The sequence below is a fragment of the Euzebyales bacterium genome (assembly GCA_036374135.1).
Lineage (GTDB): Bacteria > Actinomycetota > Nitriliruptoria > Euzebyales > JAHELV01 > JAHELV01.
Genome location: DASUUK010000108.1, coordinates 1 through 24,546, shown reverse-complemented (window position 1 = coordinate 24,546; position 24,546 = coordinate 1). Strand labels below are relative to the sequence as shown.

16 protein-coding genes are annotated in these 24,546 nt (G+C 70.2%); 10 read left to right on the top strand and 6 right to left on the bottom strand.

What is annotated here, in order from left to right; all coding sequences use genetic code 11:
• Positions 1 to 2,610 carry a glycosyl hydrolase family 65 protein gene (locus tag VFZ70_17400; protein ID HEX6257589.1) on the top strand — a complete coding sequence of 870 codons (2,610 nt, stop codon included), beginning with the start codon at positions 1 to 3 and terminating at the stop codon, positions 2,608 to 2,610.
• Positions 2,607 to 3,371, top strand: a complete 765-nt coding sequence (locus tag VFZ70_17395; protein ID HEX6257588.1) for a universal stress protein — start codon at positions 2,607 to 2,609, stop codon at positions 3,369 to 3,371. Before VFZ70_17400 ends, VFZ70_17395 begins: the two co-directional genes overlap by 4 nt.
• Before the next feature lie 17 nt (positions 3,372 to 3,388).
• On the opposite strand, the gene VFZ70_17390 is transcribed toward VFZ70_17395, so the two are convergent.
• The 3 genes from VFZ70_17390 to VFZ70_17380 all read right to left on the bottom strand — a co-directional run bounded on the left by VFZ70_17390 (position 3,389) and on the right by VFZ70_17380 (position 7,278).
• Positions 3,389 to 5,500: a glycogen debranching N-terminal domain-containing protein gene (locus tag VFZ70_17390; GenBank protein HEX6257587.1), complete on the bottom strand. Its 2,112-nt coding sequence runs from the start codon at positions 5,498 to 5,500 to the stop codon at positions 3,389 to 3,391.
• A 100-nt stretch (positions 5,501 to 5,600) separates the two neighbouring features.
• A complete protein-coding gene (locus VFZ70_17385) occupies positions 5,601 to 6,689 on the bottom strand; it encodes a glycosyltransferase family 4 protein (GenBank protein HEX6257586.1) in 1,089 nt (362 codons plus the stop codon).
• A gap of 169 nt (positions 6,690 to 6,858) precedes the next feature.
• Entirely contained in the window at positions 6,859 to 7,278 is a 420-nt protein-coding gene (locus VFZ70_17380) for a CBS domain-containing protein (GenBank protein ID HEX6257585.1), read from the bottom strand.
• Between the two features lie 443 nt (positions 7,279 to 7,721).
• On the opposite strand from VFZ70_17380, the gene VFZ70_17375 reads away from it, so the two are divergent.
• Both VFZ70_17375 and aceK read left to right on the top strand, forming a co-directional pair.
• Positions 7,722 to 9,515, top strand: a complete 1,794-nt coding sequence (locus VFZ70_17375; protein HEX6257584.1) for a hypothetical protein — start codon at positions 7,722 to 7,724, stop codon at positions 9,513 to 9,515.
• A gap of 452 nt (positions 9,516 to 9,967) precedes the next feature.
• On the top strand, positions 9,968 to 11,707 hold the full coding sequence (aceK, locus tag VFZ70_17370) for a bifunctional isocitrate dehydrogenase kinase/phosphatase (GenBank protein HEX6257583.1): 1,740 nt from the start codon (positions 9,968 to 9,970) through the stop codon (positions 11,705 to 11,707).
• 29 nt (positions 11,708 to 11,736) lie between these two features.
• Here aceK and VFZ70_17365 read toward each other — a convergent pair whose 3' ends face one another.
• A complete protein-coding gene (locus VFZ70_17365; protein ID HEX6257582.1) occupies positions 11,737 to 12,336 on the bottom strand; it encodes a hypothetical protein in 600 nt (199 codons plus the stop codon).
• 177 nt (positions 12,337 to 12,513) lie between these two features.
• Here VFZ70_17365 and VFZ70_17360 point away from each other — a divergent pair, with 177 nt between their 5' ends.
• The 5 genes from VFZ70_17360 to VFZ70_17340 all read left to right on the top strand — a co-directional run bounded on the left by VFZ70_17360 (position 12,514) and on the right by VFZ70_17340 (position 19,747).
• Positions 12,514 to 13,251 (top strand): FadR/GntR family transcriptional regulator, encoded by a 738-nt coding sequence (locus tag VFZ70_17360; protein HEX6257581.1) that lies wholly within the window; start codon positions 12,514 to 12,516, stop codon positions 13,249 to 13,251.
• Between the two features lie 93 nt (positions 13,252 to 13,344).
• Positions 13,345 to 15,294, top strand: coding sequence for an AAA family ATPase (locus VFZ70_17355; GenBank protein HEX6257580.1), 1,950 nt, complete (start codon positions 13,345 to 13,347; stop codon positions 15,292 to 15,294).
• Between the two features lie 19 nt (positions 15,295 to 15,313).
• The gene (locus VFZ70_17350; protein HEX6257579.1) at positions 15,314 to 18,097 is read left to right on the top strand and encodes a molybdopterin-dependent oxidoreductase; all 2,784 of its coding nucleotides are present in this window, start codon (positions 15,314 to 15,316) and stop codon (positions 18,095 to 18,097) included.
• The gene (locus VFZ70_17345; protein ID HEX6257578.1) at positions 18,094 to 18,975 is read left to right on the top strand and encodes a xanthine dehydrogenase family protein subunit M; all 882 of its coding nucleotides are present in this window, start codon (positions 18,094 to 18,096) and stop codon (positions 18,973 to 18,975) included. The genes VFZ70_17350 and VFZ70_17345 overlap by 4 nt, the downstream gene beginning before the upstream one ends.
• Positions 18,976 to 18,991: 16 nt before the next feature.
• The gene (locus VFZ70_17340; GenBank protein ID HEX6257577.1) at positions 18,992 to 19,747 is read left to right on the top strand and encodes a 5-oxoprolinase subunit PxpA; all 756 of its coding nucleotides are present in this window, start codon (positions 18,992 to 18,994) and stop codon (positions 19,745 to 19,747) included.
• 69 nt (positions 19,748 to 19,816) lie between these two features.
• Here VFZ70_17340 and VFZ70_17335 read toward each other — a convergent pair whose 3' ends face one another.
• Together VFZ70_17335 and VFZ70_17330 are read right to left on the bottom strand one after the other, a co-directional pair.
• On the bottom strand, positions 19,817 to 22,423 hold the full coding sequence (locus tag VFZ70_17335; protein HEX6257576.1) for an adenylate/guanylate cyclase domain-containing protein: 2,607 nt from the start codon (positions 22,421 to 22,423) through the stop codon (positions 19,817 to 19,819).
• 220 nt (positions 22,424 to 22,643) lie between these two features.
• Positions 22,644 to 23,444, bottom strand: a complete 801-nt coding sequence (locus VFZ70_17330) for an LLM class flavin-dependent oxidoreductase (GenBank protein HEX6257575.1) — start codon at positions 23,442 to 23,444, stop codon at positions 22,644 to 22,646.
• A 324-nt stretch (positions 23,445 to 23,768) separates the two neighbouring features.
• On the opposite strand from VFZ70_17330, the gene VFZ70_17325 reads away from it, so the two are divergent.
• Positions 23,769 to 24,546, top strand: a 778-nt coding sequence (locus VFZ70_17325) for an acyltransferase family protein (GenBank protein ID HEX6257574.1), incomplete at its 3' end; no start/stop codon positions are given.

The window sequence follows — 24,546 nt, the reverse complement described above, 5'->3', positions numbered from 1 at the left end:
ATGCGACATGGGGTGGCCCCGCTCGAGCCCGGTCGGTCCTACGAGGCGATCCTGTGCACCTGGGAACGCGTCGCACCGTCCGGTGCGACGGCGCTGCGCGACCGCATCGAGGCGCTGTGCGCTGCGGGCGTGAACGTCGGCGTGTTCGCGACCGCGCCGGCCGAGGTCGTCGATGGGACCCTGCAGGCGCGACCGGACGGGCCAGGGACACTCCACCTGCTCACCGACCGCGGGACACGGATCTCCAGTTGTGCGCGCACGGGCACCACGTTGGTGCGTGTCGTCCAGGCGGATCCGAGCATGGCCGCATCCGCGCGCTGGCTCGCCGCGCTGCTGCGGGAACGCGGGATCGGTCCTGGCCTGGTCCTGCTGATCGGCGGCGACCTCGCGTCGCTCGTCGACGGTGACATGTCGGCACCGGTCGCGGTACCGGAACTGCGGCGTGCCACCGTCGTCGACTGCGGCACGGCGACGGCCTCTTCGTCCGGTCCCTCTGACGGTGCCGTCCTGCTCCGTGTCGCCGACGAGCAGCTGCGGCGTCGTAGCGACCGCCGGGTGCCAGACATCGACGCGGATCCGCGCTGGGTGATCGAGTTGCCGGCGCCGACGCACCCCGCGGATGTCGGCGTGCACGCGACCCTCCTGACCCTGGCAGACGGGCACTTCGGCAGCCGCGGGTGCATCGAGCACGGCGCGGCGGACGCCGCGTGTGCGGTCGTCGCCTCGGGCGTCTACACGGATGTGGACGACCGGCGGACGCTGCTGTCCGCGCCGGTCTGGGCAGCGCTCGACGACGTGGGCACATCGGCGGTCGGCCATCGCCTCGATCTGCGCACCGGCGTGGTGGAGGGGGCGTCCGATGACGGGTTCCGGTCGCTGCGGTTCGCCTCGTGCGTGCGCCCTGGAGTCATGGCGGTGCGCGCCGAGGCGCCGGGCGGGATCACCGCCGGCGACGTGCTGCGCCCGTGCGGACGGGCCGGTGACGACTGCGTCACGGTCGCACGGTCGACGCGAGGAGGCGGTGTCGTGGCTGCCGCGCGCCAGCACCCCGCCGGGACGCCGGCCACGCGCGTCGAGCGTCTCGCCGGCTACGCGGCGCACCCACGCCAGGTCCCGGACGCGGGCGAAGCGCGCGACGCGCTGGCACGGGCGGTACGCGACGGCTTCGACCGACTGCTCGCCGAGCAGCGGATGGAGTGGGCCACACGGTGGGCCGACGCGGCGGTCACCATCCACGGTGACGACGGTGCCCAGCTCGCGGCCCGTTTCGCGCTGTTCCACCTGCTGTCGACGGTGGCCGACAGCGGCGAGGCGGCGGTCGGCGCCCGCGGTCTGAGCGGGCTCGCCTACGACGGCCACGTGTTCTGGGACGCCGACGTGTTCGTCCTGCCGGTGTTGGCGGCCACTCGTCCGCGGGCGGCCCGTGCCATGCTCGAGTATCGACTGGCACGGCTCGACGCCGCGCGCCGCCGTGCAGCGAGCCACGGATTCGCAGGAACGATGTGGCCGTGGGAGTCGGCCGACGACGGTGCTGACGTGACCCCGGAGGTCTGGCGTGACCACGGTGGAAGGCCGGTCCCGATCCGGACGGGAGCGGCCGAGCACCACATCGTCGCCGACGTGGCCTGGGCCGCGCACCACTTCGCGCAGTGGACAGGTGACGTCGCGTTCCTCGCGGGCGTCGGGAGGCCGCTCGTGCTCGACGGCGCACGCTTCTGGGCATCGCGCGTGGACGTCGACGCCGCGGGGCAGGCACACATCCGGGGCGTGATCGGGCCCGACGAGTACCACGAGATGGTCGATGACAATGCGTTCACGAACGTCATGGCGCGCTGGAACCTGCGCGCGGCGGCCGACCTCGCCGACGGCGGTGACGCCGCACCGTCGGACGAGATCGCCAGCTGGCGACGCATGGCCGACGCCCTGGTGGACGGGTACGACACGCGCACCGGCCGACACGAGCAGTTCGCCGGCTTCTACGGCCTCACACCGCTGATCATCGCCGACATCGCACGTCCGCCCGTCGCGGCCGACCTGCTGCTCGGACGTGATGTCGTCCGCGCGTCACAGGTCGTCAAGCAGGCCGACGTCGTGATGCTGCACCACCTCGTTCCGGATCACGTCGCTCCGGGCTCCCTGCACGCGGACCTCGAGTACTACGCGCCACGCACCGCGCACGGCAGTTCGCTGTCCCCGGCGATCCACGCCGCCGTGTGGGCGCGCGCCGGCCGACCCGACCGTGCGCTGGACCTGCTGCGCGTCGCGTTGCGCCTCGACCTGGACGACGTGACCGGCACCACGGGCGGCGGACTGCACGTCGCGACGTTCGGTAGCGTCTGGCAGGCACTGGCGTTCGGCTTCCTCGGTCTCCGCCCGCTGGGCGACGCGTTGCAGGTCGACCCGGTCCTGCCAGCGACGTGGGACGCGCTCGAGCTGACCGTGCGCTTCCGAGGCGGGCGTGTGGTCGTGCACGCGAGCCATCACGGGCTTCGCCTGACGTGCGAGCGCCCACTCACGGTGCAGCTGGGAACGGCGGGCGAACGCGTCACGGTGCACCCGCCCGGTCGAGACCTGGCTGCGCCCGCGCGCAGCGGGGAGGCGAAGGCGTGAAGATCATCGCCGCCATCGATGCCAGCTCGGCCGCATCGGCGGTCATGGGCGTGGCGCGCGCGCTCGCCGACCGCCTCGGCGTCGACCTCGTCGCGCTGCACGCCCGCAGCGACGGGCGCACGGCAGCGCCGCCACGGATCGCCAGGATCGCCACACGGCATGGCGCCGACCTCTCCATCGTCGCCGATGATGTCACGGCGACCATCATCGACGCGGCGAGTGACCATGACGTCGCCGCGACGGTCATCGGTGCGCGCGGTGATTCGAGCGGCAAGCTCCCGGCCGGACACACCGCGTTGGCCGTTGCAGTGGCCGCCGAGCGGCCGGTGGTCGTGACACCGCCAGCCGCCACCACGACCGACGTCCGACGGGTGCTGCTGCCCCTGGAGGGATCGACCGGACAGACCGCCGACGAACTGCTGACGCGGCTCCTCGACCACGGGGCGCAACTGATCCCACTGCACGTCTTCATGCCGTCGACCGTCCCGCGGTTCTGGGACCAACCTCACCATGCGGCGTCGGCGTGGTCATCGGGCTTCGCATCCCGGTACGCGCCGCCCGGGGCCGAGCAGCTCTGGCTCCGCTCGGGCGACGTCGCCGACTCGCTGCTGGACGTCACACGGCGCGCCGCGATTGACCTCGTCGCGCTACGGTGGTCGCAGAAGCTGAGCGGGACACACGCGCCGATCGTCCGCGCGATGCTCGCACAGTCACCCGTCCCTGTTCTCCTCCTGCCGGTCGGGGTGGAGCCCCGACCGTGACCGCGTCCGGGAGAGCATCAGGCCGCCCGGAAGCGAGGCGGGCGCTCCCGCTGCGGGGCACCGACGACCTCGACGTCCACGGCGGCCGGCTGCTCGTCGATCCATACACCCCCGCTGTCGATCGAGACGGACAGCCGCTCACCAGCGACCCGCAGGCCCGACACCGCCAGCCGCGGGTAGGGCGGTGGCCACACCGGACGCAGTCGCAGGATCCGCTGCGCAACATGCGGGTCCAGCCCCAACAGGCTCCGCAGCAGCAGCACCGCCGACGCGGCGGACCAGGCCTGGGGCCGGCACGCTGCCGGATACGGCAGCGGCGGCAGGCCATCGACGCGCTGATCACCGCCGAACAGCTCCGGCAGCCGATCCCGGAACGACGACGCCGCCTCCACGAGCCCACCGACCAGGCGCATCGCCGCATCACCGTGACCGGCCATCGCGAGGTTCGTCGCCGCGATGACGGTGTCGTGGGGCCAGACAGAGCCGCCGTGATACGAGAGCGGATTGAACCGCGGCGAGGCCGCGGACAGCGTCCGCAGACCCCAGCCGCTCGCCATCTCGGGTGCCGCCAGCCGGGCCGCGATCCGTGCGGTCTCGGCGTCGTCGACGATGCCGGTCCCGGGCAGATGCCCCATGTTCGACGCCACCGCGTCGACCCTGCGTTTGTGACGGTCGAGCGCGAGCGCCGGATACGCGCCGGCGGCGTCCTCGATCCAGAAGCGCTCCCGGAACCGGCGCCGCAACACGGCCGCCCACTCGCGCCACCGGTCGCCGCCCGGCCGTCCGAAGTGGTCGAGCAGCTCCGCGGCACGCACAGCGGCAGCGTGGGCGTACCCCTGCACCTCGCACAGCGCGATCGGCGCCGTGGCCAGCGCGCCGTTGGCGAACGGTATGGCGTCGAAGGAGTCCTTCCAGCCCTGGTTCGCCAGGCCGGTGCCGGCGCCCGCGTACTCGAGGAAGCCGTCGCCGTCCGGATCGCCGTCACGGGCCATCCACTCCAACGCCCGTTCGCACGCGGGCAGCAGCGCGACGACGTCGTCGTCGGGAAGTCCCCACCGCCACGCCTCCGACAGGAGGACCACCCACAGCGGGGTCGCGTCGATGCTGCCGTAGTAGCGCGCCGGTAGATCGGACCGCTCGACCAGGCCCCCATGGCGGACCTCGTGCAGGATCTTGCCCGGCGCCTCCTCGGTCGCGTCGTCGTGGCGCTGTCCCTGCCTACGAGCCAGCACCCGCAACGTGTGATGCGCGAGATCGACGGTCACCGGCAGCATCATCTGCGCAGCCCACAGTGCGTCCCGCCCGAACAGCGTGAGGAACCAGGGGCTGCCGGCGGCAAGGAACATGTCGGACGTGTCGAGGGGGTCCTCGACCAGCAGCGACGCCAGATCTGTCAGCGAGCGATCGACGAGGCGTGGCAGCTCGCTGTTGCTGCATTCGACGGTGGGCCCCGACCACGGCGGCGAGGTGGCCGGCTCGGGATGCTGCGTCGCGACCGCCCAGGTGCGGGTCGGCCACGTCGTCGACTCGGGCGTCAGGAACCCGACCGCAACGGTGAGGTCCCACGACGCCCGAGCAGGCAGCGTCAGCGACCACAGCAACCGACCGCTGTCGGCGTCCACGACGTCGGCAGGCGGCGTCGGCCGCACCACCACCTGACGATCGGCCTGGCGGTCGACGAACCGCAGCCCACCATGGACGCCGACGATCTGCGCGGGCGCCATCGCACGACCGTGCTTGACGTCGAAGATGTACGCGAAGTCCGAGGCGGCGAAGAGCTCGAGAATCACGTGCCGCTCGGAGCACCCGTAGTTCGTGACACGGATGTCGTCGACCATCGAGTGCGCGATCACACGCCGGCGATCGACGAACAACGTCGGATCGTCCGACCGATCACCGCCGAACGACGACAAGCAGAAGCGCGCGGCTCCGCTGCCGATGATCGAACCCGTCAGTGGCGCCGGCTCCCTGCCGTTGACGTGCAACTCGAACCGGTTCAGCACGCGCGTATCACGGATGAACAGACCCTGGTCGCCGGCGACGACCTGACCCGACACCGCAGAGAGGCAGAACGAGTCGCCCGCGATGCACACGAGCTCGTTGATCGGACCCGATGGGTGAGCAGCCATGCGGCCTCCACGACGTCGCGTCGACCAGCGGGGCCGCGACGGTCACCGTTCGAACCGCTGCTCAGGATAGACGGCACCCCGTCCGGGCGCGCGGCGTCGGTCAGCCCCGCAAGGTCGAGAGCACACGCGTCGCACGGCGCCGCACCGATGACATGTCCTGCCGCACGACCCGTTGGTACAGGGCGTCGTACCGCGCGACCATGTGCTCGGCCGAGAACCGTCGGTCCATCCGCTCGCGGCATGCCTTGCGCGACATTCCCGTCGCGGTCTCGACTCCCGCGCACAGTCCGGCCACATCCCCCGGTGCGACCAGCACCCCGGTCACACCGTCGTCGACGATCTCCGCCGCCGCGCCACGAGCGAATGCGGCCACCGGAGTACCACACGCCAACGACTCGGCGAGCACGAGGCCGAACGGCTCGTCCCAGGCCAGTGGCACCACGCTGACCGCCGCTCCCGCGAGCACCTCCTCGGCCTGCCCTGCCGACCCGTTGACCACCAGATCCACATCTGCGCGCGCGAGGAGCGGCCGGATGACGTCGTCGAAGTAGCTGCATTCATCGGGTTCGTTGATCTTCAGCGCCATACGCAGCCGACGACCCACCCGCCGCGCGACCTCGATCGCCGTGTCCGGCCCCTTGTTAGGGTTCGCGCGCCCGACGAAGGCGAGGTGGCCATCGGCGTCGGGCGCGGCTCGGAACGGCAGCCGTACCGTATCGACCCCGTTGTGGACGACGTCGACATGCAGCCCGGACGGTGCTCGCCGCGCGTGATCCTTGCTGATCGCCACGATGTGCAGCCCCGGGGGCAGCGCGTGGTAGGCCGCGGCGATCGGGGACTCCCACGGGCCGTGGACGGTGTGCACGACCGGCGGACCGTCGGCCACGGCCGCCAGCGCCGCCCCGACGATCGACGAGTGGTCATGGATGACATCGAACTCGTTGCGCGACCCGTAGGCCCTCATCCAATGGGTGATCTCACGTGCGGGAGAGCCGAGCGCCCGCGACGGTGGCTCATCGAAGACCGACCACAGGCGCGCCGACGTCTGCGAACCACCGGAGGCGAGCAGCGTCACGTCGTGGCCGGCAGCGACCAATCCGTCCGCCAGGAGCGCGATCACACGTTCAATGCCCCCGTAACCGACCGGCGGAACCGCGAACCACGGCGGGGCGACCTGCAGGATCCTCATCGTGTCCCTCCCCGCTGTGTCTCCCCCGGGGCACAGTCCAGGCTCGTCGCACGCCCTCCCAGACACAGGGCCGAACGGCCCGTGATTCGCGGCCATCCAGCGGCCCCAGCGAGGCGCTGCGCCATCAGTCCCCTACTGTGCGCGGTGAACAGGGACTGAGGCGTCGACCCTATCGCGGTCCCTGTGACGTGCGGTCGGCGTCCTGGAGCACGGCGAGGAGGCAGTCCGTCGTCGTCAGGATGCCGATCACGCGCCGGTCGTCGTCGACGACCGGCAGCGCACTGATGCGTTGTGAGGCGAACACGCGCGCGGCGTCCTCGATCGGCGCGTCCATGTCGATGGTCTGTGGTGCGGGCGACATCACGGCTTCGACGGTCCGGTCGTCGTCGAGCAGCGCGGCGACGTCGTGCTGTCGGAGCGCTGCGCGGAGCATGGCGTCGGTGATCGCGACGTCCCGGTTGCTGACGATGCCGACGACGTGGGTGTGGGAGTCGACGACTGGCAGGTGGCGGACACCGCGTGTCTCGAGCAGGTCGCGGGCCCGGCCCACGGTCGCGGCTGCGGTCACCGTCACTGGTTCGGCGGTCATCCACTCGCGGACCTTCACAGACACCCTCCTCGATTTCCGCAGCGAATGCGAAGATGCTCTGACTGTCAGCGTGCACGACCGAGCAGCCACCGTCCAGCGTTGTCCGCCGTCGTTCGGCGCCCTCCTCTCGTGCACGGGACGTTGATGACTGAGGCGGGCGGCTGGACCGTGGGCGTCCGAACCGGCCACGCCGTGCCGCGCCGCCCAAACCGAGGGGCCTTCCGCGTCGCATGTCGTGGCCGGGCAGGGGTCAGACGTGGCGGCTGTCGTCACCGACCGGTTGATGCCCGGGTGGTTCGCGGAGACGGCCGTAGGTGAGGTGGGTCGAACGCCGTGCGCGACGGGGCTACGGACTCTGTCGCCACGATCTGTCGCGCGCGACAGTGGCGTTGTGTGCAGCCGACGGTGGGTGGTCCATCGCGGGTGTTGTCGGGAGTCGAGCCATGGACGGTCGCGTCGCACGTGGATGGTCGCCGCTGCCGCGTCACGCCGGCCGGTGGCGTGCTGTGCTGCTGGTCATGGCGTTGGCGATGGTCGCATCGCTGGTCGCGTCGCCGGTGACCGCGGCCGCGGCGCCTGCGGCGCTGCCGTCGACCGAGCGGTCCTCGCCCGCGATCACGGGCCTGAAGCCCGGGCGGATCGACGTCTTCTGGCGTGCGTCGTCGGGCAGGTTGGCCCACCGCTATCAGCCGGCGGGCGGCTCGTGGACCCGCCAGCTGAATCTGGGCGGCGCGTTGGCGTCCCAGCCTGCGGCGGTGTCGTGGGCGCCGGGCCGCCTGGACGTGTTCGCCCGCGGCAACGACAACAAGCTCAAGCACCGTTGGTACCGCAACGGCGCCTGGTCGCGCTGGGAGTCACTCGGCGGGACGCTGACGTCGGCGCCAGCCGTCGCGTCGTGGGCCCCGGGTCGGCTGGACGTGTTCGCCCGCGGCAGCGACGCGACGCTCCGCCACCGTACCTTCATATCCGGACAGGGCTGGTCGGCGTGGCGGTCGCGTGGCGGCACCCTGACGTCCAGCCCCGCCGCGGCCTCATGGGCCCCCGGACGCATCGACGTGGTCGCGCGCGGCGTCAACAACACGCTGCGGCACCGCGCCTACGTCCAGGGCAGCGGCTGGTCGCCATGGCGGTCGCGCGGCACCGGCCTGACCTCCCAGCCGGCCATCGCCGCACCCGGTCAGGGTCTGCTCGACATCGCCGCCCGACGCAGCGGCACCTCGGCGATGTGGCTGAAGCGGTACGTCAGCGGCGCCGGCTGGAGCGGCTGGACGTCGCTGGGCGGCACGTTCACGTCCGGGCCATCGGCGATCGACGACGGCGACGACGTGCGCATCGCCGCCAAGCGCACGAACGGAATGCTCGCCCACGCTGTCCGACGCGCACCGACCGCCGCATGGAGCGGGTGGGCCACCATCGACGCGTGGCGCCCGTTCCGGCGGCTGAGCACCTGGGTCGACGTGTTCGACTACGCCACCCTGGATCCTGAGACCGCCGTCGCGGACATGGCGTCCCGTGGTGTGCGCACCCTGTTCCTGGCCACCGCCCGCTTCACCGACACCGACGACTTCCACGACGCCGTGGCGGCCGGCGCGTGGCTCGACGCCGCCCACGCACGGAACATCAACGTGGTGGGCTGGTACCTGCCGGCCTACGGGAACATGACCCGCGACGTGCGCCGCACGGTCGCGATCGCCGAGTTCACCAGTCCCGGCGGGCAGCGGTTCGACGCCGTCGGCATCGACATCGAACGCCTCGACGAGGTCACCCGCAACCAGTTCAACATCCGCCTCGTCGACCACCTCACCCAGGTGCGGGCGGCCACCGGCGCGATGATGGCCGCGATCGTGCCGTCACCGTTCGCGACCGACCCAGGCAACAACTGGGAGGGCTTCCCCTGGGCCGCCGTCGGCGCCCGCAGCGACGTCGTCGTCCCGATGGCCCTGTGGTCATTCCGCGACAGCTGCCCCGGCCCCGAGGTGTGCCCGTACACCGCCGCCCAGGTCTACGACTGGGTCTACGACCAGACGATCCGCGCACGGACGCTGACCGGTCGTGCGGTCACCGTCGAGGGCGGCGTGGACGACCCGGGCACCGAGAACACACCGGTGACCGCCGCACGCGTCGAACGCTTCGTCGACGCGGTCATCGACGGCGGCGCGATCGGCGGCAGCCACTACGACTACGCCACAACCCCCGCCGCGCTCTGGCCCATCCTCGACGGGCTCAACGACCTGTAGGCACGCCACGACGCAGTGCGACCGCTCCACCGCAGACCAGGTCGACGGGCGGGCGCCTGCACGATCCCCGAACGCCGGTGCGCCGTCCCGGCGGCGAGCGACCAGGAAGGTGCAGCGCTTGTCGATCGAACCGGGACGATCCCGGCGTCGCTGGGACGACCGTCGCGGGTCCATTGGGACCCTCGCCCTGACGGCGCCCGGTCGGTCCGACATCCTGGGACGAGGTGGCACGATCCGGGAGGCGGCCATGGTGACCGTGGTGACAACGCCCGCCGTCACGATCCACCCCCACAGAAACGCCACGGGCTGTTCACGCTACCCGAACCGTGATCCCGTTCCCCCGGCGCAGCGGCTTCCTGGCCGACATCGAACGCTGCGTCGACGCATCACCCAGGGCTCGGTTCCGCCGCGTGCAGGTCATGGTCGTGGATCGGACCGGCGAGGGGTGAGCGATGGCACAGGCACTGACCGTCAGCCGATTGGCGAATGTGGCGGCCCACAGCATCCATGACGCATTCGACCGGTACCACACCCAGTTCCGGACGTTGACACGGCGGGCCGGCGACCACTTCGAAACGCGCAGTTGGCACCAGTTGCAGACCGATGCCACGAAGCGGATCGACGTCTACAGCGGCACCGTCGGGGACGTGGTGGCGCACGTACGTCAACTGCTCGGCGAGCGTGATGAGGATCGCTTGGTCTGGGCCTCGATGAAGGCGGTCTATTCGGGGCTCATCGAGGAGCGACGGGACTGGGAGCTCGCCGAGACCTTCTTCAACTCCATCACGCGCCGCATCTTCACCACCGTCGGCGTCGACGACCGCATCGAGTTCGTCAACACGGACTTCAACACACCCCCCGCACCGCCACAGGAAGATGTCTTCCACTCCGTCACCGGCCATCACGACGCCGCTGCCCTGGTCGCCCACCTGCTGCGCCTGCCCGGATTCGCGACGCCGTATCGTGACGCCGATGACGACGCCGATCGCGCCGGCGCCGTCATCGCGGCGCACCTTGCCGCGCTCGGCCTGCGCGGCGCGGTCGCGCATGTCGACGTGCTGAAGGCGTCGTTCTACCGCGGCAGGCGAAGCTACATCATCGGGCGCATGGTGCAGGACGGACACCACGTCCCCCTGGTGCTCGCGCTGGTCAACACCGACGACGGCATCGTGCTCGACGCGGTGCTGCAGCACGCGACCGACGTCAGCATCCTGTTCAGCTTCACGCGCTCCTACTTCATGGTCGATGCCACAAGCCCCCACGACCTGGTGCGTTTCCTCAAGAGCATCATGCCGCGCAAACGCATGGCCGAGCTGTACATCTCGATCGGGTACAACAAGCACGGCAAGACCGAGCTGTACCGGGACCTGTTGGCTCACCTGGCGACCTCAGCCGCGAAGTTCGAGATCGCGCCGGGCGCGCGCGGCATGGTGATGGTCGTGTTCACCATCGCCGACTACGACCTGGTGTTCAAGGTCATCAAGGACCAGTTCGTGTACCCCAAGTCATCCACGCGCCGCCAGGTGAAGGACAAGTACCGGCTGGTGTTCCACCACGATCGGGCCGGGCGGTTGATCGACGCGCAGGAGTTCGAGCACCTGGCATTCGCGCGCGAGCGGTTCGAACCGGCGCTGCTGGAGGAACTGGAGAACCTCGCCCCCGACTGCATCGATGTCGACGACGCACACGTGGTGGTGAAGCACGCCTACGTCGAACGCCGAGTGGTTCCGCTCAACCTGTATCTGCATGAGGCCGAGCCAAGGGCGGCCCTCGCAGCTGTCGTCGACTACGGCAACGCGTGCAAGGACCTGGCCGCCTCCAACATCTTCCCCGGCGACATGATGCTCAAGAACTACGGCGTGACCCGTCACGGGCGCGTGGTGTTCTACGACTACGACGAGCTGTGCCTGCTCACCGACTGCCGGTTCCGGACCATTCCAGAACCAAGGACCCACGCCGAGGAGATGTCAGCGGAACCGTGGTTCAGCGTGGACGTCCACGACGTGTTTCCCGAGGAGTTCGAGCATTTCATCGGGCTGTCGGGCGACCAACGAGTGACGTTCATGCGCCATCACGCCGACCTGCTGGACGTCGACTTCTGGCAGCGCACCAAGCAGCGGCTGCAGGCGGGCGAGCACATCGACATCGTGCCGTACCACGCCAGCCGATGCCTGCGGGAGCACTGCGAGTAGACGGCGCGTCTGTCGCCGGCGGGCCGACGTCAGGCGCCCAGTGGCGCGAGCAGGCCGCCCCCGTACACCATGATGTAAAGGGTTCCGGCCGCGGCGAGCATGCACAGCCACCCCACGGCCCTGGCGGCGATCCGCCCATGCGTCACCGCCCAGAAGCCGTACAGGACGAGGACGTAGGACGCGAGGGCCAGCTCAACGATCGCGAAGTGTGCCGCCGGGAGTGCCGCCTCCGCCCGGTAGCTCGCGAGCAGTGCCATCTCGACGACCTGCAGGATGATGCAGAGCAGCGCGAGGTTTCCGATGACGCGCATGTCCCAGCCACGCGCCTGCACCACCGCGGCGCCGAGCCACAGCAACCCGTACATCCCCGAGATCGCACTGAACAGCAGCGCGAGCTGGATGGCGACGGGGGCGTCGCCGAGCGGCGCGGCCATCACGAGCCAGGTCGCCATGAACAGCAGCGTCACAGCGCCCATCGCGCTGCCGGCGATGGCGACGGCGCGCGCGCCGTCGGCGTCGGCGACCTGATCGTCCATCGGTTTCGCATCCACACCGAGCAGTTGCATCCCGTTCGCCCACAGCGCGAACAACAGGCCCACCATCCCCAGTGTGATCGGTGCCAGCGCCATCGCGTCGACCTCCTCGCGCGCGGCGCGACCGGCCGGTGATCCCGTACCGGCACGCGACCCAGACCCGGATGCCAGCAGGTGCCCACGTCAGACGATGCTGGCGCCGGATGCTTGTACGATGCAGCCTACAGTTATCGGTTGTCTTCTGTAAAGGTCGACTTTTTCGAGGAGCGGTGCATGTCTGACCCTGGCAACGCCACGTTCACGCCGACGCCGGTGGGCGATCCGGTGGACCAGGTACGGCTGCAGATCCTCGATGCGATCATGTCGGGGCAGCTGCGAGCGGGCGACCGTCTTCCGAGCGAGCTCGAGGCGGCACAGGGATTCAACGTCAGCCGCGCTGCCGTCCGCGAGGCACTGGCGTCACTCGCACAGATCGGCCTCATCACGACCACGCCGGGGCGGGGCGGGGGTTCGTTCGTGACGGAGGTCGATCACGCACCTGTCGAGCGCAACCTCACCGAGGCGATGCAGTTGCTGTTGCGGTTCAACGGGATCAGTGCGCGCGAGATCGCCGACGCGCGGCGAGCGTTGGAGGGGACCTGTGCGCAGCTCGCGGCGGACCGTCGCGACGCTGAGCACCTCGTCGAGATGTCGACCGTCCTGGACGCTGCGATGGACGACGACCTGACCGACGACTCCTGGCTGGATCTCGACATCCGGTTCCATCGCGTCGTGGTGCGCGCCGCGAACAACCGCGTGCTGCTCGCGCCGCTGGCGGCACTGCACCGGGTGGCGCAGCCGAACCTGAACCACGCCATCCAGCCGCTGCTCGAACGTGCGCAGATCAACGCGCAGCATCGGGCGATCTACGACGCCATCCGCGCGAGTGACCCGGTCAGCGCGCGTGGGGCAGTCGACGCACACGTCGACTACCTGGAGGCGCTCTACGAGCAGGCAGGGCTGTTCGACTGATCCACGAAGGGCGCCGACCCCCACACATCACAGTAACGCTCAACCTTTACAAAAGGCGAGTGTTACCGCTACGGTGTCCTCGGGGAGGCTGGCATGGGCCCTGAGCTACCGGACGACGTCGCGCGGGACGTGGTGGGACGCCGTAGAGAGCTGGCCCTGCTGCTCAGCGCCATCGCTCGCGGCAAGGCTGTGCTGTTGCTCGGCCTTCCCGGCGTGTCGAAGACAACCATGGTCCGCGCGCTGGCTCGCCACCTCGGCGACGAGGCCGACCGCTTCGTCGACGTCACGGGTGACGAGCAGTTGACCGGTCACTCCCTCGTTGGAACCTTCGATCCGCCGATGGTGCTCAAAGAGGGCTACCGCGCGGACTTCTTCCTCCCAGGCCCGCTGACCCGTGCGATGGCAGCGGGCGGGATCCTGTACCTCGAGGAATTGAACCGGGCCCCGAGCGGGGCGCTCAACGTGTTGATGACGGCATTGTCGGAGAGGTACCTCGAGATCCCCCGCCTCGGCCGCATCGAGGCCGAGCCCGGCTTCACCGTCGTGGGTGCGGCCAACCCGCTGGACGACGTCGGTACCGCCCGGCTGTCCCGAGGGCTCGCAGATCGCTTCCTCATCCTCGAGTTGGACTACCAGCCCAGGGACGAAGAACTCGTCATCGTCAGTCGCCACTGCGGAGAAGGGCGCAGCGCCTTCCACGCGTTCGCGGTCGACGTGGCCAGGGAGTCCAGACGACATGCCGACCTCCGCCACGGCGCGTCCATCCGCGCCGCGATCGACTTCGTCGACCTCCTGGCGGGCTACCAGGTCGACGCACTCGACCTGGACACCCTCCGGTTCCTGGCATGCAGCTCGTACGCCGGTCGGTTGCGCCTGCGCCCGACGGTCGCACGCAGTGCCTGTGGGATCGTGCACGAACTGCTCGACCTGGTGCTGCGACGCGACTACGAGGGCCGCGTCGAGGTGCTGGTGGAACAGGCCCACTCCGCACCGTCGGGCGACCCGGCGCAGGCCGACAGCGACGCAGCGGCCGGGGGTAGCGTCACCGAGGTCGGTCAGGCCGCCGTGGCTCAGGGTGGGCAGGACCGCACCCGCCCGCCGGAGGCTGATGAGTTGCCGGGCCTGGCCCGGCCGGGTGGCAGCGGCGAGGCGGGCGAATCACGTTCAGTGCCGATGGTCGCTCGTGATCGCCCGTCGGCCGGCGGCACGCGGCCGACGGAGATGCAGGGCACGCCGGATGAACAGATCGGTGACCTCGACGAGGTCCTCCGGCGCGCACGCGAGCAGGTGCTTCGTGTGCGCGATGGCGTCGAACACCGTCTCGGTACGACCTCGGCGGCCACACTGCGCAGCACCGCCTTCGACGGCGCGATGGACGCGTCGCTCGACGTCCCCGGAACGATCGACGCAGTGGTTGCACACGCAGGTACGGCGCAGCCGGCGGACATCCGGATGCTCACGCGCCAGCGTCAGACCCGCAACTACGTGATCCTCGTGGACCACTCGGGGTCGATGGTCGGCCGCAAGCTGGAGCTTGGCGCAACCCTGGCCGCCATCCTCGCGGAGCTGTCGGCGGCCGGCCGTGCCGACTACGCCGTCCTCGCGTTCGATGAGGACGTCAAGCAGATCAAACAGCTCGACGAGGAGCGGGACGTCGAGGACGTGATCGAGCGGATCCTGCGCCTGCCCGAAGGACGCTCGACCGATCTGGGCAGGGCACTGGCGACCGCTGCCGAGCTGGCCGATGCGCTGCCGGAAGCCACCGACGTCGTCCTGATCAGCGACTGCATGCCGACGCGGGGGACCACGAGCTTCCGCGGCATCGCCGACATCGTCCGCCAACTGCCGTCGCTGTTCATCTGCTTCACCGACGAGCGCAGCGCCGCGATCCGGATGTGGGGCGGGACGCGCCAGATCGACCTGTACGAGTGGTGGGCACGGCAATGGGTCGGCGAGGGCCGGTTCCAGGACGTGGCCGACGTCGGCGACATCGCGCTGCTCATCGACATGCTCTCCAGCGGACCCGGGACCAGGGGCGTGTAACCAGAGGAAGGACGCAGCCATGGCCAAGATCCCGATCGGACTTGACGTCAACGGGGTGCACTACGACCTGCTGGTCGAGCCGGACCGGTCGCTCGTGGACGCGTTGCGGGACGACCTGGGTCTCGCCGGTACCAAGCGGTCGTGCAACGAAGGCGAGTGCGCCTCCTGCGCGGTGCACCTTGACGGCACGGTCGTGAACTCCTGCCTCGTGCTGGCCGTCGAGGCGGCGGGACACCAGGTCACCACGATCGAGGGGTTGGCGGCCAACGGCACGTTGGATCCCCTGCAGCGGTCGTTCGCCGAGCACTTCGCGTCGCAGTGCGGCTACTGCACGCCCGGGATGATCATGACGGGCAAGGCGCTGCTCGAAGACAACCCTCGGCCGACCGAGGACGAGGTCCGTCAGGCGATCCGTGGCAACCTGTGCCGCTGCACTGGCTACGTCAAGATCATCGACGCCATCATGGCCGCGTCAGGTCAGTCCCCCGACCGCGAGTACCGACCGTCGTCACACACTGTCGTCGGTCACGCCGTGCCGCGGACCGACGCCAACGAGAAGGTCACGGGCAAGGCCGCCTACGCGTACGACATGCACCTGCCCGGGATGGTGTTCGGCGACATCCTGCGCAGTCCGCTCCCCCATGCACGCATCACCCGCATCGACACGTCGCGCGCCCTGGCGATCCCGGGCGTGCTCGCCGTCTACACGCAGAAGGACATGCCGCAGACGAAGTTCGGCGCGTTCGTCCAGGACGAGACGGCGCTGGCGGACGGCGTCGTGCGCTACGTCGGCGAGGGGATCGCCGCCGCGATCGCCCTCGACGAGCGCGCGGCCCAACTGGCCATTGAGGCGATCGAAGTCGACTACGACCCGCTTCCCGGGGTCTTCGATGCCGAGGAGGCGATGCAGGAGCACGCACCGCAGATCCACGAGGACGCCGAGCGCAACGTCGCGGCACACAACCGCGTGATCGCCGGCGACATCGACGCCGCGTTCGCCGAAGCCGACCACGTCTTCGAGGACCGCTTCTACACGAGCCGCCAGTGCCACGCGTGCATGGAGCCGCACGCCGTGATCGCGGACTACGACGCCTCCGGGCGCGTGACCCTGCACATGTCGAGCCAGTCGACCTTCTTCGACCGCTTCGGGCTCATGGGCATCTTCGGCCTGCCTGCGAACAAGATCCGCATCATCTCGCCGTACCTCGGCGGCGGCTTCGGCTCGAAGTCCGAGCCGCACTCGATCTACGTCGTCGCGGTGCAGGCGTCGATGAACCTGGGCCGCCCTGTCAAGATGTTCCACACCCGCGACGAGGAGTTCACGTCGAGCCGCACGCGCCACCCCGAGATCATCGACATCAAGACGGGCGTCACCGCAGACGGCACGATCACCGGCCGCTCCGCACGCGTGATCCTCGACAACGGCGCGTACACGTCGTACGGGCCCGGCGTCTCGTTGACCCAGTCGATGCTCGGCGGTGCGGTCTACCGCATACCCGCCTACCGGTACGACGGGTACACCGTCTACACCAACCTGCCGTTCGGTGGGGCGTTCCGCGGCTTCGGCAGCCCGCAGTTCACATTCGCCGCCGAGTGCCACACCGACATGATCGCCGAGCGGCTCGGCATGGACCCCGTCGCGTTCCGCCTCAAGAACCTGTCGCGTCCCGGGGACACGGCGATCTCTGGTCCGACGCTGACCACCTGCGGCGTCGCCGAGTGCGTCGAGAAGGCCGCCGAGGCGATCGGTTGGGCAGACAAGCGTGCCAATCCCCGGCCGGGTCGTGGGGTGGGCATCGCGTGCGGCACGCACTTCACGAGCGGCAAGTTCCACCCGAACCTCAACGCCGACTTCTGCGCCGCCGGCGTCAAGGTGAACGAGGACGGGTCGGTGTCACTCATGATCGGCGCGACCGAGATGGGCACCGGCGCGGCCACGACCGCGACCGCGCAGATCTGCGCGGAGGAGCTCGGTGTGGACCTCGACGACGTCGACGTGATCACCTCGGACTCCGAGACCATCCCAGCCGACTTCGGCACCTACGGCAGCCGCGTCACGACGCTGGCCGGCAACGCGGTCCGCGACGCCTGCGCACAGGTCCGTGAGCAGCTGCTGCGGGTGGCCGCGGAGCGGTTGGACGCCGAACCCGACCGGCTCGAGCTCGGACACAGGCAGGTGCAGGTCACCGACGATCCGGAACGCACGATCACGCTCGCCGAGATCGTACAGGCCAGCATCTTCCGTGATCGCGACGGACGGCAGATCATGGCGCAGGCACACTACGATGCGCCGTGCGATCTGCCGGACCCCGAGACCGGCATCGGCGACTTCGCGATGAGCTACAGCTTCGGCGCCCACGCGGTCGAGGTGGAGGTCGACGACGAGACCGGACGCGTGCGGGTCGTGGACTTCGTCGCGGCGACCGACTGCGGCAACCTCGTCAACCCGGCGCTGGCGGAGTCACAGGTCGAGGGCGGGGTCGCGCAGGGCATCGGCTACGGGCTGATGGAGGACCTGGTGTGCGAGGACGGTCAGGTGCTCAACCCGCGGTTCTCGACCTACCGGATTCCGACCGCCACGGAGATGCCGCCGATCCGCTCGCTGTGGGTCGAGACCAACGACCCTCGCGGACCGTACGGCGCCAAGGGGCTTGGTGAGATGGGTCTGGTGCCGACCGCAGCGGCGCTGGCCAACGCGGTGTACGACGCCACGGGCGCCCGCATCACACGGATCCCGCTCACGCCGGAGCGGGTCAAGACAGCACTCGACGCCGCCGAGCGCGACGCAGGAGGGCCGTCATGAGATACGTTGCGCCAACGACGGTTGACGAGGCGCTGGACCTGCTCGCGGAGCACGGGGACGACGCGAAGCTCCTCGCCGGCGGGCAGTCGCTTCTGATCCTGATGCGCGAGCGACTGGTGGAGCCCGACGTGTTGATCGGCCTCACCGATGTGGCTGCGCTGCGGGGCATCGAGGTCGACGGCGACGCACGCATCGGGGCGATGACCACCCACGCCGCGGTCGCCGGTGATGCCGGCATCGGGGCTCGGTGGCCGGTGCTCGCGGCCACTGAGGCGACGGTGTCGACCACGCAGATCCGCAACCGGGGGACGATCGGGGGCAACATCGCGCACGCATTTCCGACCGCCGACCCCCCGGCGGCGCTGATCGCGCTGGACGCGCGCATCCACCTGGCCAGCAAAGCCAGAGGCGACCGCGTCGTACCGGTCGAGGAGTTCTTCGCCGGTCTGATGGAGACCGTGGCCGAGCCCGACGAGCTGCTGACCACGATCAGCCTGCCCCCGCAGCCCGACGGCGCGTTCGGCGCCTACGTCAAGTACGCGGTGCGCCCGCTGGACTTCGCGATCGTCGGCGTGGCCGCCAGGATCGTGCTGGACGGCGACGGCGCGTTCAGCGATGTCCGAATCGGCCTGAACGGCGCCGCGAACAGAACCCTGCGCGCGACCGGAGCCGAGGCCGTCCTGCTGGGTGAACGCAGCTCGGATGCGCTGCTCGCCAGGGCGGGCGAGATCGCGGGACGCGACGCCGATCCGATCGCGGACATCGACGGCTCGAGCGAGTACAAGCGGCACGTGATCGGTGTCTACACCAGGCGGGTGCTCGAACAAGCGGTGGCAGCGGCCTCCGCGGCCCGCGCGCACGAGCCCCTCCTCGGGTAGCAGGGGAGGGACGGCCATGGACTTCAACGCGGACCTGGGCGAAAGCTTCGGATTGTGGGAGCGGGGCGCTGACGATGCGCTCATGGAGGTGATCTCGTCGGCCAACGTGGCCGGCGGCTTCCACGCGGGGGATCCGACGACGATCCGCATCAGCGTGGAGGCGGCAGCCGCCCGCGGTGTCATGGTCGGCGCGCACCCGGGCTTTCCCGACCTGCTGGGCTTCGGTCGGCGTGAGCTGGAGGTGAGCGAGTCGGCGCTGCGGGACTACGTCACGTACCAGGTCGGCGCGGTCCGCCAGTTCGCGCTCAACGCGGGCGTCGAGCTCCAGCACGTCAAGCCCCACGGCGCGCTGTACATGATGGCGCTCGACGACCCCGTGTATGCGCGCGCGATTGCCGAGGCGACCGCGACGACGGATCCCGCCCTGCTGATCTACACGCTCCGCGGGTCGCAACTGTGGGACGCCGCCCAGCACGCGGGGTTGCGGCCGGTCAGCGAGTTCTTCGCCGACCGGCCGATGCGCGCCTCCGGTGAAGTCGTGATGTTCCGTTGGTGGGAGGAGTTCGACGCCACGCCGGAGGCGGTCGCCGAGCAGGCGGTCAGCGTGGCCAGGGACAGCGTGGTCAAGACCCTCGAGGGTACGGACCTGACGATCGATGCCGAGACGGTCTGTGTGCACTCGGACACGCCCGGCGCCGCCGAGATCGGACGCACCGTGCGCCAGTGCCTCGATGACAGCGGCATCGCGGTGCGTGCGCCCGCGTCTGCATGATGAGCCCACCGGAGCTCCAGCGCTGCATACGCGTGCGGGACGCGAGTTGTCGCTTCTCGCCCCAGACGATCACCCGCCTGCTCGAGTGAGATCCACTCCGGTCGCGCGCGCCGGGCGGGGGCCGAGCGCGACACGCAAGGCCTCGTCCAACGGCGTGGTCGTTCCTCGGGCACGCCAGCGCACCAGGTCACCACCCGCACGCTGGGCGATCAGCGCCCTGATCTGCTCGTTCTCGGGCATGTCACCGGCGACCTCCCGCAGGCCGAGCCGTTCTGCGGTCGCCTCGGCGGACGCCACGAGGACCGCCGCATCCTCGACCCGTCCCTTGCGGATGAGCGCTCCCGCGAGGGCGATCGCCACCCAGGGCAGTTCGCTGCGGTGCCCGTACCGTTGGTTGAGATCGACCGCGTACCGTGCGAGCTCAACGGCCTCGTCGAAGTCGCCGCGGTGCGTCGCGATGTACACCCAGTTGCCGTGGCCGACCGCGTCACGCTGATGGTCTCCCGTCGCACGTCCCAGCGCGATGCCGGCCCTGTACGCAGCTTCGGCGGTGTCGTCGTCACCATGGATGCGCGACAGCTCACCCTCGACGTTGCGCCCCATCCCGACGAGCACTGATGCGCCAGCCGTCCGCGCGAGATCCGTGCCGCGCCGCACCCGCGCGAGCGCCCGGTCGTAGTCCTCGACGGACCCGAGGTGCGTGTGGGCTTCGTCGATCATCGCGTGGGCCTCGTACAACACGTTGCCCGTCGCCCTCGCGACGTCGAGTGCGTGCTGGAACTCCCGGCGTGCTCCGATGAGGTCCAACTGGCCGAACAGCACGAAGCCGCACGTGATGGCCCGGCGGATGTCCAGCTCGGGTGGGACGTCAACGTCGCGGACCGCGCGCATCCAGCGGTCCGCCATCTGCACCGCGCCGGTCCGCCGGAAGTACAGATCGAGCGCACCGAACATGCGAACGGCGTCCACCGGCCGGTTCTCGACGTTCCATTCGAACGCCTCGATCAGGTCGGGGAATTCGGTGTCGATCCGCCGGACCCACAGGTCCGGCTGCGAGCGCAGCATGCGTCCGCAGGAGTCGTCGGCCCATGCGGTGTAGTAGGCGGCGTGACGGGTGCGCACAGCCGCGACGTCGTCGACGTCATCCAGCAGCTCCGCTGCGAACTCTCGGACGAGTTCCAACATCCGCAGCCGCGTCTCGTCCTCCACACCCCGAGCGTGCTGCAGCAGGCTCTTGTCGACCAACCCACTCAGCGCATCGTCGAGCCCGTCACCCACCGCGTCACCGAGGACTTCGGCGATCGCGTCCAGACGCATCGGCGCCGAGAACACCGGCAACCGCACGAGCAGAGCCCGCTCGGCGGGTGTGAGCCGCTGGTAGCTCCACGCGATCGTGTTGCGGATGGTCTGTTGGCGCTCGTGGACGTCGCGCGCACCGCTGGCCAACTGCAGCGGCCGACGGTGCAGGCGCCGGAGGATCTCCTTCGGCTGCAGCAGACGGACCTGCGCGGCCGCGAGCTCGATGGCCAACGGAAGGCCGTCGAGGCGGGTACAGATCTCAACGATGGCGTCGCGCTGCTCAGAGGTAGGTTCGAGGTCGGGACGCACCGCGTGGGCGCGGTCCATGAACAGCCCGACAGCCGCGCCGTCGCGTTGCAGCCCCAGGGGCTCCACGTCGTAGACCTGTTCTCCGTTCAGGCGGAGCCGTTGGCGGCTCGTCACCAGCACGCGCAGGTGTGGTGCCTCGTCGATCAGTTCGGACACGACCGCCGCACCGTCGATCACGTGCTCGACGTTGTCCACGATGAGCAGTGCCCGCCTGTCGGCGACGGCCTCCGCGACGGCGGCGACCGCACGTGTGTTGACGGCCACCGTGACGTCGACGGCGTCGGCCACGACATCCGCTACCGCGCTCGGATCAGTGATCCTCGTAAGGTCGGCGAACCACGCCGCATCCGGGCACACTGCTCCGCTGCGCCACCCGACGTTGATGGCCAACCGCGTCTTGCCGATCCCACCCGGGCCGAGGAGTGTGACGATGCGGTGACGCCGCAGCAGGTCGAGCACAGCATCGGTCTCACGCTGCCGGCCGACCAGCGTGCTGACGGGCAGCGGCAGCGCCGAGGCACGCGTCAGCGTCCGCAACGGTGGGAACCGTGACATCAGCCCGGGACCCTCGAGCTGATGCAGCCGGACGGGCTCGTCGATGCCACGGAGTCGGTACGAACCGAGCTCACTGCACGTCCGGCCGCCCTGCACGGCGGCGTCCCTCGTCGCCTCTGACAGCAGGATCTGACCGCCGTGGGCCGCGTCCACCACCCGCGCGACCACGTGCACGGCAAGGCCGTAGTAGTCGTCGTCGTTCAGCTCTGCCGCCCCGGTGTGCAGACCCATCCGAACGCGTACGCTTCTCCCGCCCGGCCATGAGTGGCCCGCCAGCGAGCGCTGGGCGGCGCCCGCGGCCTTGATCGCCGCGGTCGCGTCGGCGAAGACCACGAAGCACGCATCGCCCTCGTAGCCGAACACGAAGCCGCCACGCTCACGCGCCGCGCGTGCGATCAGAGTGCGTTGCGCGGCGACGATCGCGGGGTACGCACCGGGATCGCGGGTGAGCAGCTGGGTGCTCGCCTCGATGTCCGTGAAGAGGAAGGTCACGGTGCCCGTGGGCAGTGTCATTCTCTCTCTGGCATTGTCGACCCGGGAGGAGCGCCCGCCAACCCCTCGCAGCGACGCGATTGTCGCGCTCGCCCGGCGTTCTCGCACGTCGTTCGACGCGGACGTCCCCCGGCCCACAGCACGGGATTTCATCGCCGCCACCCACGCCTGGTCGAGGGCAAGCGGCTGGAGGACTTCAGGCACCTCGCTGCGACGAGGCGCGCATCCGCTGATCGCGGGCTCAGCCCGCGGGGTCGTCCGGTGGGGCGGCCGCCTCGAGCACCCGCCGATACGCCGACCCGCTCTGCTCTTCGGCGACCGCGCGGACGACGACCTCGTCCAGCACGGCGTCGTAGGTCGTCAGACGCTGCTGGATACCCGGCGGCGTGTCGGCGTGGACGGTGGCGTCCAGCGCCTCGGCACCCACCCGAGCGAAGTGCGCGGCGTACGCGGGCACCGACGCGTAGTGAGCCGCTTCCACCCGCAGCCGCCGCAGGGCCGCAGCACCCAGCGCGGTGAACACGTATCCGGCGATGCGAGGCGCGGCGCGACCGCCAGACCGCGCGCCGTCAGCAACGCGTTCCCGAGCCATGACAACGCTGTGGGGTGTCGGCCAGTCGAGCAGGACGCCGTCGGCGACCTCGCCCGCCAGCTGGCACATCCTGGGACCCAGTGCCCCGATGACGACGGCGGCCCCGGTGCCGTCGGACACGACGGACACGGCACGGCGGACACGCGCGAGACCACCGGGCGCCGCACCGGCACCGAGACCGACCGTCAGACGTCCCACTGGCAGGTCCAGACGGCTGACCCGTTCGACGATCGTCGCCGGTGACACCCGATCCAGCGGCAGCAGCCCGACACCCAGCCCGATAAGGCCGGTGGCATCCGCGGCCTCACGCAGCGCGACCAGTCCGTCCCCGGCCGGCGTGTCATTGGTCCAGAACGTCCGGTAACCGTACGTCTCCGCCGCACGCGCGAGCTCACCGATCACCGTCGACGTCAGCGTGCTCGCAACCCCGAAGCCGCGCGTCGTGGTCATCGTCACCGCCAGTCACCGCCGTCGGGTCACATGATGCCTTGGCCCGGCACCCATGGAAGGTGTCCGCCGTGCTCGCCGGCCCCCGGTCGTCCGCAGCGCGGCCCATCCCATGCCGGCAGCGTCCGTCCGTACGAGCGCGGTGCGGTGAGTCCCCTCCGCGGTCACCGGGACCGCGTCGCGCTCACGCCAGGGCCGAACGGCGTCCGCGCACCGACTGGGTGACGAAACGCACCGCGCCGCCAGGGCCGAACGGCGTCCGCGCACCGGCTGGGTGGCGAAACACAACGCGCCGTTGGGCCCTTCCGGCGTGTTGTCGCACGGCGCATGCTGGACGACGTGTCGACGTTGGACGCCCGCCGTGGTCCCACACCCGCGCGTGTGGAGCATTCCTCTGCGGTCGCGCGGTGGACCTCACAACGCGTGCTCTACGTCGACAGCCTGAAGGTCGTCCTGATCGCCGCGATCATCGCCGGGCACGCCATCGCGAGTTACACGTCCATGGAGCTGTGGTCCTATGCGGACGTCCGGGAGGTCACGCTGTCGCCGGTGACCGAAGCGGTGCTGCTGACGGTCGTCATGCCGTTCGCGATCTTCATGATCCCGTTGCTGTTCCTGATCGCCGGGCTGCTCACACCGTCGTCGCTGGAGCGCAAGGGCACGCGCGTGTATGTCCGCGACCGGCTGGTGCGCCTGGGTGTACCGTTCGCGGTGTTCACCGTGCTGGTGTGGCCGGCGCTGCTGTACGCGCTGTACCGCCCGCTGGGCAACGCGCCGGGCTCGTACCTGGCCGAGTTGGTGGGCACATCGGAGGAGGCCCTCGACACCGGCTACCTGTGGTTCGTCGGCGATCTGCTGCTGTTCTCCCTCGCCTACGCGGCCTGGGTCAGGCTGCGCGGGCGCGCTGGACGGCGCCGGCAGGTCGACATCGGCGCCCGCCACCTGTTGGTGCTCGCCGCGGCCGTGGGCGTGGCGACGTTCCTGGTGCGGTTGGTGTTCCCGTTCGCCAGTGAGCGCTACATCGACCTCAACTGGTACCAGTGGCCCGAGTGCGTGGCGCTGTTCGCGCTCGGCGTCGCGACCGCGCGCAGCGGCTGGCTGACCG

Excerpts from the sequence above, each read along its gene's own strand:
- VFZ70_17330 (HEX6257575.1), bottom strand. The coding sequence starts at position 23,444 with ATGACCACGACGCGCGGCTTCGGGGTTGCGAGCACGCTGACGTCGACG.
- VFZ70_17400 (HEX6257589.1), top strand. The coding sequence starts at position 1 with ATGCGACATGGGGTGGCCCCGCTCGAGCCCGGTCGGTCCTACGAGGCG.
- VFZ70_17390 (HEX6257587.1), bottom strand. The coding sequence starts at position 5,500 with ATGGCTGCTCACCCATCGGGTCCGATCAACGAGCTCGTGTGCATCGCG.
- VFZ70_17355 (HEX6257580.1), top strand. The coding sequence starts at position 13,345 with ATGGGCCCTGAGCTACCGGACGACGTCGCGCGGGACGTGGTGGGACGC.
- VFZ70_17350 (HEX6257579.1), top strand. The coding sequence starts at position 15,314 with ATGGCCAAGATCCCGATCGGACTTGACGTCAACGGGGTGCACTACGAC.
- VFZ70_17375 (HEX6257584.1), top strand. The coding sequence starts at position 7,722 with ATGGACGGTCGCGTCGCACGTGGATGGTCGCCGCTGCCGCGTCACGCC.
- VFZ70_17360 (HEX6257581.1), top strand. The coding sequence starts at position 12,514 with ATGTCTGACCCTGGCAACGCCACGTTCACGCCGACGCCGGTGGGCGAT.
- VFZ70_17340 (HEX6257577.1), top strand. The coding sequence starts at position 18,992 with ATGGACTTCAACGCGGACCTGGGCGAAAGCTTCGGATTGTGGGAGCGG.
- VFZ70_17335 (HEX6257576.1), bottom strand. The coding sequence starts at position 22,423 with ATGACACTGCCCACGGGCACCGTGACCTTCCTCTTCACGGACATCGAG.
- VFZ70_17380 (HEX6257585.1), bottom strand. The coding sequence starts at position 7,278 with ATGACCGCCGAACCAGTGACGGTGACCGCAGCCGCGACCGTGGGCCGG.
- VFZ70_17345 (HEX6257578.1), top strand. The coding sequence starts at position 18,094 with ATGAGATACGTTGCGCCAACGACGGTTGACGAGGCGCTGGACCTGCTC.
- VFZ70_17365 (HEX6257582.1), bottom strand. The coding sequence starts at position 12,336 with ATGGCGCTGGCACCGATCACACTGGGGATGGTGGGCCTGTTGTTCGCG.
- VFZ70_17385 (HEX6257586.1), bottom strand. The coding sequence starts at position 6,689 with ATGAGGATCCTGCAGGTCGCCCCGCCGTGGTTCGCGGTTCCGCCGGTC.
- aceK (HEX6257583.1), top strand. The coding sequence starts at position 9,968 with ATGGCACAGGCACTGACCGTCAGCCGATTGGCGAATGTGGCGGCCCAC.